The 13,275-nt window shown below is 45.7% G+C and carries 9 protein-coding genes; all 9 read left to right on the plus strand.

The window, feature by feature from the left end; genetic code table 11:
- The first annotated feature begins 170 nt into the window (after positions 1 to 170).
- The 9 genes from V7137_RS05435 to V7137_RS05475 all read left to right on the plus strand — a co-directional run bounded on the left by V7137_RS05435 (position 171) and on the right by V7137_RS05475 (position 13,266).
- Entirely contained in the window at positions 171 to 2,876 is a 2,706-nt protein-coding gene (locus V7137_RS05435; protein WP_335697115.1) for an alpha-mannosidase, read from the plus strand.
- Between the two features lie 11 nt (positions 2,877 to 2,887).
- Positions 2,888 to 4,219: a glycoside hydrolase family 125 protein gene (locus V7137_RS05440; RefSeq protein ID WP_335697116.1), complete on the plus strand. Its 1,332-nt coding sequence runs from the start codon at positions 2,888 to 2,890 to the stop codon at positions 4,217 to 4,219.
- Between the two features lie 24 nt (positions 4,220 to 4,243).
- A complete protein-coding gene (locus V7137_RS05445) occupies positions 4,244 to 4,855 on the plus strand; it encodes a YesL family protein (protein WP_335697117.1) in 612 nt (203 codons plus the stop codon).
- A 182-nt stretch (positions 4,856 to 5,037) separates the two neighbouring features.
- Positions 5,038 to 6,309 (plus strand): beta-N-acetylhexosaminidase, encoded by a 1,272-nt coding sequence (locus V7137_RS05450; protein ID WP_335697118.1) that lies wholly within the window; start codon positions 5,038 to 5,040, stop codon positions 6,307 to 6,309.
- The gene (locus tag V7137_RS05455) at positions 6,258 to 6,923 is read left to right on the plus strand and encodes a hypothetical protein (protein ID WP_335697119.1); all 666 of its coding nucleotides are present in this window, start codon (positions 6,258 to 6,260) and stop codon (positions 6,921 to 6,923) included. The genes V7137_RS05450 and V7137_RS05455 overlap by 52 nt, the downstream gene beginning before the upstream one ends.
- Before the next feature lie 25 nt (positions 6,924 to 6,948).
- The gene (locus V7137_RS05460; RefSeq protein ID WP_335697120.1) at positions 6,949 to 10,059 is read left to right on the plus strand and encodes an alpha-mannosidase; all 3,111 of its coding nucleotides are present in this window, start codon (positions 6,949 to 6,951) and stop codon (positions 10,057 to 10,059) included.
- Between the two features lie 99 nt (positions 10,060 to 10,158).
- Entirely contained in the window at positions 10,159 to 10,656 is a 498-nt protein-coding gene (locus V7137_RS05465; protein ID WP_335697121.1) for a PRD domain-containing protein, read from the plus strand.
- A 173-nt stretch (positions 10,657 to 10,829) separates the two neighbouring features.
- Complete coding sequence (locus tag V7137_RS05470) at positions 10,830 to 10,967, plus strand: hypothetical protein (protein WP_335697122.1); 138 nt, start codon at positions 10,830 to 10,832, stop codon at positions 10,965 to 10,967.
- Positions 10,954 to 13,266 (plus strand): beta-N-acetylglucosaminidase domain-containing protein, encoded by a 2,313-nt coding sequence (locus V7137_RS05475; RefSeq protein WP_335697123.1) that lies wholly within the window; start codon positions 10,954 to 10,956, stop codon positions 13,264 to 13,266. The genes V7137_RS05470 and V7137_RS05475 overlap by 14 nt, the downstream gene beginning before the upstream one ends.
- Positions 13,267 to 13,275: the final 9 nt, after the last annotated feature.

The raw sequence follows: 13,275 nt of genomic DNA on the forward strand, positions 1-13,275 counted from the left end.
AAGCAATGAGCGGCTGCCTCCATTTTTCATGAACTATTTTTAGAAACACTGTAAAATCCATAGGACTTACTTGCAATCTATTGCTCGAAAATCCTGGCTTGTTAAAATGAAATCAAAGAAAATGATAGCGTTTTCGCAAAACTGAAATAAAGGAAAGCGGGTAGGATTCAATGAATAAAACTGCACATATTATCTCCCATTCCCATTGGGACAGGGAATGGTACTTGCCTTTTGAACAGCACCGTTACTATTTTATAAAGCTGATGAATGATTTGATCGACCAGTTCAAAAAAGAAGGAAATAGGTTTCAAGCATTCCATCTTGATGGTCAGACCGTTCTTTTGGAAGATTATTTTGCCGTTCATCCGGAAAACCGGGAGACTGTCAAACAATTAATCGAACAGAAAAAGCTGCATATCGGACCGTGGTATGTGCTGCAGGATGCTTTTTTAACAAGCTCTGAAGCCAATGTCCGGAACCTGCAAATCGGTTTACAGGATGCCAAAGCCTATGGGCATGTCTCAAAAATTGGCTACTTTCCTGACACTTTTGGCATTTATGGGCAGGCGCCTCAGCTTTTAAAGCAAGCGGGGATTGATACGGCGGCCTTCGGAAGGGGCGTCAAACCGACCGGCTTTAATAACACCGTGTCGGATTCTCCTGATTATGAATCTCCCTATTCCGAGATGATCTGGAAATCACCGGATGGCTCGAACGTATTGGGTATTCTTTTTGCCAATTGGTACTCGAACGGAAATGAAATCCCGGTGGACGAAGCGGAAGCGAAGAAATTCTGGGATGTAAAACTCCGCGATGCCGAAAAGTATGCGTCCACCAATCAGTTATTGTTTATGAATGGATGTGACCACCAGCCGCTGCAAAAAACGATTCCGCAGGCGATTGAAACGGCAGCTAGTTTATATCCTGATTACACCTTTAAGCATTCCAGTTTTGATGAATATACAGAGGCGTTAAAAGAAGCACTTCCAGAGAAGCTGCAGGTCATTGAAGGCGAATTGCGCAATCAGCGGACCGATGGCTGGTCGACGCTTGTCAATACCGCTTCCAGCCGGATTTATTTGAAGCAATGGAACAACCACTGTCAAACCCTTTTGGAAAAAATCGCCGAGCCTCTCGCGAGCATGGCCTTTTTAGCAGGCGGGACCTACCCAAGGGAATATCTCCGCTTCATGTGGAAATCCTTGATGAAAAATCACCCGCATGACAGCATTTGCGGCTGCAGCGTGGATGAGGTGCACCGCGAAATGGTGACCCGCTTTGAAACGGTTTCGCAAATGGGAGAGGTGTTTGTATCGGAGCAGGCGGCAGAGCTTGCTGGTAAAATTGATACCTCGGGCGCACCAGAGGGCGGAATTCCCCTTGTTATCTTGAATACAACGGGCTGGGATAAAGACGAAGTCGTCACGAAAACAGTTGATCTGGAAAAGGTGTATTTTTCGCAAATGCATTTTGAAGAAATTCCAATCTATTTACAGGATAAAGAATTGCCTGCCTACAAGCTGGTCGATCAAGCCGGCAAGACCATCGAAAGTCAGCTGGAAAGCCCGGTGGTTGAGTTTGGCTATGATTTACCGGATGACAAGTTCCGCCAGCCGTTTTTTGCCAAACGAGCCAAGCTTTCCTTCTTTGCAGAAAATCTTCCGGCATTCGGCTACAAGACCTTCTATATTATTCCGCAGGAACAGCCGGACGGGAAGTGTCCAGAACAAGCGGTGGATGGCAGCATGGAAATGGAAAATGAATATGTTCACCTCCTGTTTCATGAAGATGGCACCTATGATCTAACGAATAAAGCAACCGGCAGAACCTTTCATCGCCTCGGTATTTACGAGGATACAGGGGATGTCGGGAATGAATATATGTTCAAGGAAGCAAAAGGACAGGATCCGATTACGACAAAGGATGTGCCGGCCGTATTTCGTTTCATTGAAAAATCACCGCTTCGAACCGAGCTTGAATTTACTCATACCTTAACCATCCCGGTTTCAGCCGACGACCGATTAGAGATTGAACGGAACCGCTTGATTTGGCATAAGGAAAGAGAAGCAGGCAGATCGGACGAAACGACGACCATCACGCTGCGCACGGTTGCGACTCTCGAAAAAGGAATGAAGGGTCCGGCTTTCAAGCTGACCATTGACAATCAAGCAGCGGACCACCGCCTGCGTGTCCTTTTCCAAACAGGATTGCAGACGGAAACACACCATGCCGACAGTATTTTTGAGGTTGTGACACGCCCGAATACACCGGAAAAGGAATGGGAAAATCCAAGCTTCTGTCATCACCAGCAGCGCTTCGCCAGCATTAACGGTGACGAAATGGGCTTAACCGTGGCTACGGACGGCCTTCAGGAATATGAAATCCTGCCAGCGGATGGAACGATTGCCCTCACCGTACTTCGTTCGGTTGCCGAGCTTGGCGACTGGGGCTACTTCCCGACACCGGAGGCCCAGTGCATCGGGATTCAAACAGCCGAGTGGCAAGTGCTCATGCATGAAAAAGATGTGATTGCGTCAAAAGTATTTGTGGAGGCTTATCAATATAAAGTTCCCCTTCAGGTTATTCAGACAAGCGCCCATGAAGGTACATTGCCAGCTGACCATCAGTTTGTGAACTGGGAGTCCGAGGGCCTTGCGTGGTCATCGATGAAAGTGGCGGAGGAATGTGATGACGTGATGATTCGCTGGTTCAATCCGGCGCCAACTAGTAAAAGTCTTACGGCATCCATCCCCACCCAGACGGATTTTACATCTTACAAGAGTACGATACTTGAAGAACAAACCAATGATTCTAGCGATCAGTATGAAGTCACTGGCTATGAAATTATCACACTAGGTTTTCAACATAAGCGATAGGAGAGGGAAAAATGACAGCAGTAATTCCAGAATCGATGCAAAAACTGATCCAACATGTGAAGGAATGCTTTCCTGGGGACGAAAAATTACACCATATGTTCGAGCAATGCTTTGTTAATACGTATACCACGACACTGAAAAAACTGGAAGACGGAAAAACCTTTGTCGTCACAGGCGACATTCCGGCGATGTGGTTAAGAGACTCTGCAGCACAAGTGCGCCCCTATTTGCTTGCTGCAGAGGAGGATGAGGAGCTGGCCGAATTACTCGAAGGGGTGATTCGCCAGCAATTCGCCTTTATCCTGCATGACCCTTATGCCAATGCGTTTAACGAAACGGAAAATGGCAGGGGCCATCAAACCGATCTTACCGACATGACCCCCCATATTTGGGAACGGAAATACGAAATAGACTCGTTATGCTATCCAATCCAGCTTGCTTATCTGTTTTGGAAGTCAACCGGCCGTACGGCTTATATAAAAGAAACGCTCCAAAAAGTGCTGGAGACGATTATCCATGTTTGGAGGACGGAGCAGGATCATGAAAATAATTCTCCTTACCGGTTTGAACGGGGCGATGTGCGCCAGTCCGATACCTTGACCCGTGAAGGAAAAGGAGGGCGTGTGGTTCCGACCGGAATGACATGGAGCGCCTTCCGCCCAAGTGATGATGCCTGCACATACGGATACCTGGTCCCGGCGAATATGTTTGCCGTTGTCGTGTTAGGGTATGCGGCGGAAATGTGTGATGAAGTGCTAAAGGATTCTTCCTTAAGAGAAGAGTGCTTAAAGCTTCGTGAGGAAATCAGGCAGGGGATTGAACAATATGCAAAATTGGACCACCCGATCTACGGAGAGATGTATGTCTATGAAACCGATGGGGAAGGCCGAGTTAATCTAATGGACGACGCCAATGTGCCAAGCTTGCTTGCGGCCCCATATTTAGGGTATCAGCCATTTGAGGATGCGACGTATCTCAATACAAGAAAGTTCCTTTTGAGCAGGGATAATCCTTATTTTTACGAGGGTAAATATGCTAATGGCATTGGCAGCCCGCATACACCGGATCACTATATTTGGCATATTGCTCTTGCTATCCAGGGGATGACCGCGGTAAGTGATGCGGAAAAAAAGCAAATTTTGGCTTATTTTAAAAACACCGATGGCGGTACAGATTTTATGCACGAAGGCTTTAACGCCGACTGTCCGGAGGAATTTACTAGAGACTGGTTCGCGTGGGCCAATACAATGTTTAGTGAATTCGTGCTGAGTTTAACCGGTAAAGCTGTAAAAGGAAGTCCGCTTTATCATCATTTAATGAAAAATAACAGCAAGTTGGTTTAAGTTCATTGGAAAGGGTGGTGCCGAATGAACAAAGGTTCATGGATGATCGTTGTTTGTGAATGGATATGGAGGGCAATCTCAGCAAATATATGCTGGATTGCCTTTACCGCCTTGGGACTGGGGGTATTTGGCTTTTTCCCTGCAACGGTTGCCCTGTTTACGATTGTCCGTAAATGGCTGAGAAAAGATACCGATGTACATGTTTGGAAAACGTTTAAACAAGTTTATTTCAAAGAATGGAAGAGAAGCAATGGAATAGGCCTTGTTTTTTACAGCATCGGCCTTTTTCTTTTTATCGATATCAGGATTACAGAGACCTTTATGTCAGGTGTTTTTGCCAGCTTCCTATCAATCATCCTTTACATCCTGTTGATCATCCTAATATTGGCAGTCGGCCATTTCTTTGCCGTCTATGTCCATTATGTGCTTTCAAGTAGGGAATACATCAAACAGTCCTTTCTCATCACCTTAACGGGGCTGCCTTCAACTATCTGGATTGGCGCCGGTTTTTTGGTAATTGGCTACCTGATCAATCAGGTTCCCGGCCTCATCCCGTTTATTTCTGCGGTTGCTCCTGCCTATTGGATGATGAAGGTTTGTCTTAACCGGTTTTCTCGTTTAGAAAGGCTCTGTTAAAGGTAAAATTGTAGCGATTTCCGATTCGCTGATAAAATCAAAAATTCGCCGATAACTCTATCAAACTAGTTTTTCTGGTGTAAAAATACACCTTTATTTCGCGTTTTTGTAGTTAAAAACAACAAAGCTGACGAAGAAAGCATGAACCAGATTGGAATTCGGAGAAAAAAGGGGGAATACAAGTGGAACTGTACTTAAAGGGGGACATATCTGCTGTCGCGGATGGTCTTGAGCTTGTTTCTAAACGATTAAAGATTCAACTTTCTACTGATGGATACCCAATTCAAGTGAAACATCAGCAAGGGCCGTTAAGGGTTGTGAATAGAAGCGGCCAGGGAGAAATTTCATTTGAAAAGCCGGTTCATTTTTTCCGGGCGATTGGATTGTGGCTGGAGAATTATCAGAAAAGCAGCGAATTCGATATAACCGAGAATCCACAGTTTAACATGAGTGGCGTGATGCTGGATGCGTCGAGAAATGCGGTTCCCACCGTTGCTGACGTAGAAAAGCTTCTGCAGCACATGGCCGTCATGGGATTAGACACCCTGATGCTTTATACGGAGGATACGTACGAGGTTAAGGAATATCCTTATTTTGGATATATGCGCGGAAGATATACATTTGAGGAGCTCAAAGCATGTGATGAATATGCCGAAAAGCTCGGGATCGAAATGATCCCTTGCATTCAAACCTTGGGCCACTTGCGGGAAGCCCTGAAATGGAATTATGCCTCAAAGATCAAAGACACCGATGATATCCTGCTCGTGGATGAGCCCCAAACGTATGCGTTTTTAGAGAGCTGTCTAAAAGCGGCCTCCGAGCCATTTCGAACCAAACGGATTCATATTGGCATGGACGAGACGTTTCAGCTTGGCCTAGGAAAATATTTGGAGAAGCATGGCTATGAGAACCATATTGATCTCATGAACCGGCATCTCCAAAAGGTGGTCTCCATTACCGATAAGCTGGGGCTTAAACCGATGATTTGGAGCGATATGTACTTCCCGCTGTTTGCCGAAAACAGCCCTTATAAGGATGAAAGCGGCAGCATTCGGGAGGAGATTCTTGAAGGGATTCCGGATGTCGAGCTTGTTTATTGGAACTATTACCGGAAAGAACAAGAAGTGTATGAACGAGATTTTCAAAAACATAAGCTGCTCGGCTCCACGCCGATTTTTGCCGGCGGGGCTTGGACATGGAATGGACTGGCGCCGAACTATGGCAAGGCGATTGAGACAACAGAAGCGGCACTGGCTGCCTGTAAACAGGAAGGTATCGGCGAAATCTTTGTAACATTGTGGGGGGATAACGGAGCAGAAACACCGTTTGCAACAGCTTACCCGATTATGCAATTATTTGCCGAGCACACTTACCAAAAGGAAGTGTCTATTGAAAAGGAAAGGTGGCAGAGCGTTTTGAATTTTGCGGTGACGGGCATTTTGCCGATTTTATGAATTTGAAATTATTGGATGAAACACCGGGTGTCATGAAGGATAACATGAATACCTCGATGACGTCGAAAGTGCTCTTATACCAAGATAGTTTAATAGGTTTATATGACGAGAATGTCCGCGGCCTACCTTTAGGGGAGCACTATCAGCAGCTGGTGCTTGTGCTTGAAAAAGCTAAACGAGAAAATCCAGTTTGGGATACTCTGTTTGATTTTTATGAACAGCTGGCAAGGGTGCTGGCTGACAAAGCGGAAATAGGCCTCAAGATCCTAGCGGCGTATCAGAACAACGATTATGAACAAATGAAATCAATTTTACTTACTTTGGATCGAATCAAGAAGAATGTGGACCTTTTAAGGCAAAAGCACCGAGACATTTGGTTTGCAGCGTACAAACCATTTGGCTGGGAAGTGATCGATATTCGTTATGGCGGCGTCATGACTCGGATGGATTCCGCCAAATACCGGATTCAGGAGTGGCTTGAGGGAAGGGTTCCCCGGATCGAGGAATTGGAAGAAAAACGGCTGCACCATGATGGGCCATGGGAAATCGTGGAGGGGCTAGTAGGCGGTAATGTCTATCATCGGATCGTCACTGCAGGCAACTTTTCATTATAAAAACTAGTTATAACGAGGTGAAAGCATGTTCTTAACAGAAAGAAAATTTGAAGAGCGCATCAGGGAATTAGAGGGTTACCGGTACCGAGACCTTAAGGGAATTCATCAATTTTTCGCCCAGGAGGATGATGGTTCAATTGGTGCCTATCCACCGGCTGCGTATGATGAACAAAAGGTGATGAATATCGGCGACTACTGGAAAGGCCGCGATCGCTATATTTGGCTTCATGCAGAGATCGATACTCATTTACCATATGCCGATCAGCAGATTGTCGGTCTATTCTCGTTTGGAAAAACGGGCGGGGGCAATAATTCAGGCTTTGAGTCGCTTCTATTTGTCAATGGCAAACCCTATCAGGGTGTCGATTCCAATCATGAAGAAGTCCTCTTCGATAACCAAACGGCCAAGGGGATGATGCGTTTGGATTTCAGGCTCTGGTCAGGACTTGAGGGTGGAGGAGTTCCGACAGAAAATGAATTTAAACTACAGATAGCCGCGATTGGCTGGCTGGATCGCCGGGTAGATAATCTCTATTACACCCTATTAGCTGCTTGTGAAGTGATAAAAGAAACAAGTGAGTCGGATTCCGCCTATACCATTTTGAAAAAGTTGATTTCGGATGCCCTTCAGTTAATTAATTGGACCGAGCCCGGCAGCCCTGAATTTTATCAGTCCTGTTATGCGGCGGAGGAAAGCCTGACGGAGGCGATTCAGTCCTTCACCAAAACTTCAGACATCACGATCCACACTGTCGGCCATACCCATATTGATGTGGCCTGGCTTTGGCGGTTAAAAAATACACGGGAGAAGTCTGCTCGTTCTTTTTCAACGGTCTTGCATTTAATGAAGCAATTCCCTGAATATTTATTTCTGCAAACACAGCCTCAGCTCTATGACTATATCAAAACGGATTATCCTGAGATTTACGCTCAAATAAAGGAAAGAGTGGCAGAAGGCAAATGGGAAGCCGGCGGCGCGATGTGGCTTGAGTCGGACTGTAATATTCCGAGCGGCGAATCGCTTGTCCGCCAAATCCTGCACGGGAAGAACTTTTTTAAAGAAGAGTTTGGCGTCGATTGCGAGTATTTATGGCTACCGGATGTGTTCGGCTACAGCTGGGCGCTGCCGCAGATTTTAACAAAATCAGGCATTAAAACAATGATGACGACCAAAATTAGCTGGAATCAGTATAACCGGATGCCGCATGATACCTTTTACTGGAAAGGAATCGATGGTAGCGAGATTTTAACGCATTTTATTACGACGCCGGAGCCATGGAATTCTCCGGACTCTTGGTTCTATACGTATAATGGCTATATTACCGCGAAAACGGTGAATGGCACTTGGAAGGGCTACCGTGATAAGGAGTTATCGAAGGATTTGCTTCTTTCTTATGGATATGGTGATGGCGGCGGCGGTGTTAATCGGCATATGCTTGAAATGCGCCGCAGATTTGATGCGCTCCCAGGGATGCCGAAGGTAAAAACGTCGACAGCCGGGGAATTTTTTAACAAGCTTCACGAGAATGTTGCCGAATCGGATGGCTATATTCATAAATGGGATGGCGAGCTGTACCTTGAGTACCACCGGGGCACTTATACCAGCCAGGCGTTTATGAAGCAGATGAATCGGAAATTGGAGCTCTTATACCGACGGGCTGAATTCCTTACTTCATGGCTTTCTGAAAATGGCCAATGGATGGGAACGGATGAACTGAAAAATGGCTGGAAGATTATTTTGCGCAATCAATTCCATGATATTATTCCAGGCTCCTCCATCCATGAAGTGTATGAGGATGCCAAGGAAGAATATAAGGAGGCGCATGAGCTAGTCCGAAGCCTGGAATCCCGCATTATCAAGCGCGGAATCGAACAGGATGACCGCTCTGTCGTGCTCTTTAATGCCACTCACCACCAGGGGAAGAAAAATGTGGCGGTCCAGCAATTTGCCGATTTTGCCGGAGGCGTTTGGAAAAACAGCAAGGGAGAAATCTTAACCCATCAAAAACGGGATAACGGCTGGCTGATTGAGGTCGACACCCTTCCTTCCTTTGGGGCCAAGACGTTATATTTTGAGCCGGCGGCAGCCGTTCAGGAAACGAATTCGAATTTCAGCTACCAGGACCGGAAATTGGAAACGCCGTATTACCTGGTTGAATGGAATGAATTTGGCCAAATGACGTCCCTCTTTGATAAGGAAGCAGGCCGTGGGGTCCTCGCTGAGAATCAAAAGGGAAATATCTTGCAAATTTTTGAAGATAAGCCGCTTGCCCATGATGCTTGGGATATCGATCTCTTTTATCAAGAAAAAATGGAAGAAATCCGTGATTTAATCAGTTTTGAAGTCGTGGAAAATGGGGAATTGACGTTTACAATTCTTGCTAAGTGGACCTATCACCATTCTGAAATCTCCCAGCGGATTGTCTTTTATCAAAATGACCGCCGCATTGATTTTGAAACAACGGTGGACTGGCATGAAAAGAGAAAACTGCTGAAGGCTGCTTTCCCAGTGGATATCCGCGCCACCGAGGCCACCTATGATATTCAATATGGAAATGTGAAGCGCCCGACCCATTGGAATACAAGCTGGGATATGGCCAAATTTGAAACGGTCGGCCATCAGTGGGCCGATCTGTCAGAACCGGACTATGGTGTAAGCCTACTGAACGATTCCAAATATGGCTACGACATTAAAGAACATATAATGCGTATCACCCTATTAAAATCAGCGATTCATCCTGATCCACAAGCAGATCAGGGAACCCATTCGTTCGTTTATTCGCTTTACCCGCATATCGGGGAATGGCGCAAAGCGAAAACGGTGGAGACAGCGTGGGATTTGAACGATCCTGTTGTGGCTTCTGAAGGGAAATGGGCAAAGGATGAGTCTTTCCTCGAAATGGATTCGGACCATGTTTGGATTGATGCTATTAAGCCAGCTTATGATGGTAACGGTATCATTATCCGCTTGCACGAATATGAAGGACGAAGAGGCAAGGTTTCTCTGGATGTTGCCAGAGGCATCACCTCATGGGTGGAGACCAATTTGATGGAAGAACCTATTGGAGAGGAATCGGCATCACCTATTGAGGTTGAAATCAAACCGTATGAGATTAAGACTTTTCGAGTTTTATAGGTTTGGAAATCCGAGAGCAAGTGACGGTAACACAATGTTTTAACTGTTTTTTCTATGTAACGAGCTCTAATGGTCAATGACTGTTAAAGGAGGTGGCTAATGAGGTTAAAGAAAGTTCTGAATAACAATGCTGTCTTAGTAACCGATGGCGATGGGGAGAAGGTCGCGTTTGGAGCTGGAATTGCGTATGGAAAGAGGAAAAATGATTTGATTCATTTTCAGAAGGTTGAAAAGCTGTTTGTCATGAAGGAAAATGAAAAGCTGCAACAACTCTTGAGTCGTATTCCAGAAGAACACTTTATTATTTCAGAAGAGATTATCTCCTATGCAGAACAATACCTTGGCAGCAAACTGAGTGAGCACATTCATCTCGCTTTAACGGATCATGTGTCATATACAATCGATCGCATAAAGCAGGGCATTCATTTAAAAAACGAATTATTAAATGAAATAAAAATCTTATATAGCAAAGAATATGAAATTGGTCTTTGGGCAATAAACCGAATTAAGGAAAAGTGTAATATTGAAGTGACCGTTGATGAAGCCGCTTATATAGCTCTCCATATCCATACAATGAGACTTCAAGAAGACGAGTGATATTAATTTCACTCAATAATTTATATATATTTCCTTATTTTTGAAAAATAGGATTTTTGACCCTATGAACCTTATACACTATTGTCTATAATGCCCCATATAGGACGAATAACGATTTCGCATGTTACTGACACGATCAGGCAGGGCGACGCTTTGTAAGGAGGACTTCCTCCTTGCTTGGTGTTGTCCTGCTTTTTTTTGTCGAAGCAATGGAAACGGTTACTAATAAACCGGAACATCTTAAAATACGAGATTCGTCCCTAAGAATTCAAAATGATAGAAGAAGAGGTGGAAAAGGTGGCAAAAAGTAAAGCGTTAAAGGCGGTTGTTTCAGCCTGTTTGGTATCAGGGTTATTGGTTCCGCTGAATATTCCAGCAGCAGGAAAAGCAAAGGCAAGTGAAACCTACGAAATGACTGTATCCCCCATCCCGAAATCGTTAGAACAAACAGACAAAGGCTTCCCGCTGAATCCAAAAGTAGGATTGGTTACGGAAAAAGGAACCGATCCAGCGGCGATTGCTGAATTAAAGCAAGCCCTGAAGGAGGCAGGTGTAACCACCATTGTGGAGAGTGATATCAAGAATCCTAAGCTCCAGGCACCTGTCATCATTTGGCTGGGGGAATTCTCCGACCCGGACGAGCTGAAAACCATTCAGCAGCACACTGGCCTGGAGGATTTGGAAATGACAAAAAAAGAGGGGTATATTGTCTCCTCCAAACACGGCACCAAGGATAAAAAACATATTGTTATTTCCGGACATGATGAGGCAGGGACGTATTACGGGACCCAAACCTTCGAACAAATCATTGTCGAACGGAAAGGAACGGATTGGATTCCTGAGGTGGAAATTAAGGACTGGCCTACGATGCCGATCAGGGGCTCAATTGAAGGCTTTTATGGTGCGCCATGGTCACACGAGGATCGCTTGCGTCAGATCGCATTTTACGGTGAGCATAAGATGAACAGCTATATTTATGCTCCGAAGGATGACCCTTACCACCGGGAAAAATGGAAAGAGCCGTATCCTGCGGATAAGATAGCGGAGCTTACCGAACTAGTCCAGGCCGCACAAGAAAACCATGTCACCTTTACATTCGCAATTTCGCCGGGGAATACAATCACCTATTCCAGTGAGTCGGACCTGAAGGCATTGATTCAAAAGGCCCAAGCCATGTGGGATATCGGCGTGAGATCGTTTGCCTTATACCTTGATGATATTGACCCGAGCCTCCATTCCCCTGAAGACAGGGCGATGTTTGGCGGAGATCCGAACCCGCCGGCAGCGGCACAGGCGTATCTATTAAATCGATTTAACGAAGAATTTATTAAAAAACACAACCGTGCGGAGCGCTTAATCACGGTGCCGACAGACTATTATCAGGCGGGAACCACTCCTTACCGGAAACGTTTTGCTGAGCTGGTTCAGTCTGACATTATTGTTCAATGGACAGGAATTGGTGTCGTTGCTCCTACGATTACGTCACAGGATGCCGATAAAATTCATGGGATTTTTAAACACGATTTGCTGATTTGGGATAACTATCCGGTGAATGATTTTGATCGCAACCGCTTGTTCCTAGCGCCGCTGACGGGCCGGGATTCGGATTTAACGCCTGAACATGGTGTGATTGGCTTAACAGCCAATCCAATGAATGAGGCAGAAGCTTCAAAAGTTCCACTGTTTACCGTTGCCGATTATACGTGGAACCCTGAAGCCTATGATCCGGCTGATTCGCTGAAGCGGAGTCTGAAGGAATTTGCCGGAGCAGCCTATGAACCTTTAAATCTCTTTGTGGAAGCCTCGTATGCTACGAGTCTCAATAACAACCGGGAGCCAGTTTCGGAAAGAGTAAAGCCGCTAATCGAGCAATTTTGGCTGGCAGAGGAAGCAAAGGACAGTCAGGCAGTTTCCGTGGCTGGCAAGGCCTTGTTACAGGAATTCGGAAAGATGGAGCAGGCCGCTAAGCAGCTGCGGGAGCAGGTGGATAATCCGAACTTCTTGAAGGAGGTCGCCGGGTATTTAAATAAGCTGGAGCTATATGGACAAGCAGGTGAGTCGGCCGTTAACATGGTGCTGGCAGGGCAGAGTGGGGATACGGCTATGGCTGCTGCGAAGCGAATGGTGCTCCAGCAATCGATGACAGCGATAAACGAAATCCCGCAGAAGTTGAGTATAGGCGTGGTTCCGACCTTCCTGGAGCGGGCGCTTAACGGGAAAAATATAGCGGAAGGGAAAAAAGCTGACGCTTCTTCGAGTGAAGTCAGCTGGCTGACGCCAAACCTGGCCGTAGACGGGAACAACAATACTAGATGGGCCTCCTTGTACACAGATAATCAATGGCTCAGCGTCGACCTTGGGCAAGTGTATTCCATTGATAAAGTGAAATTATACTGGGAATCTGCCTATGGAAAACAATATAAAATTCAAGTGTCAAACGACGGAAGTCAGTGGACAGATGTTTACACAGAGCTAAACAGCAACGGGGGAACCGATGAAATTCAGTTCCCTGCCGTCGAAGCTCGATACGTTAAAATGCAAGGCATCAAACGTTCAAGCAGCTGGGGCTACTCTCTGTACGAATTCAGCGTCTTTGCATCACAAAACTAAGATATGGTA

Source organism: Neobacillus drentensis (genome assembly GCF_036962765.1).
Taxonomy (GTDB): domain Bacteria; phylum Bacillota; class Bacilli; order Bacillales; family Cytobacillaceae; genus Neobacillus; species Neobacillus drentensis_C.

Bases quoted from the DNA above. Each gene is read 5' to 3' on its own strand.
- V7137_RS05435 (WP_335697115.1), top strand. From the start codon at position 171: ATGAATAAAACTGCACATATTATCTCCCATTCCCATTGGGACAGGGAA.
- V7137_RS05440 (WP_335697116.1), top strand. From the start codon at position 2,888: ATGACAGCAGTAATTCCAGAATCGATGCAAAAACTGATCCAACATGTG.
- V7137_RS05445 (WP_335697117.1), top strand. From the start codon at position 4,244: ATGAACAAAGGTTCATGGATGATCGTTGTTTGTGAATGGATATGGAGG.
- V7137_RS05460 (WP_335697120.1), top strand. From the start codon at position 6,949: ATGTTCTTAACAGAAAGAAAATTTGAAGAGCGCATCAGGGAATTAGAG.
- V7137_RS05465 (WP_335697121.1), top strand. From the start codon at position 10,159: ATGAGGTTAAAGAAAGTTCTGAATAACAATGCTGTCTTAGTAACCGAT.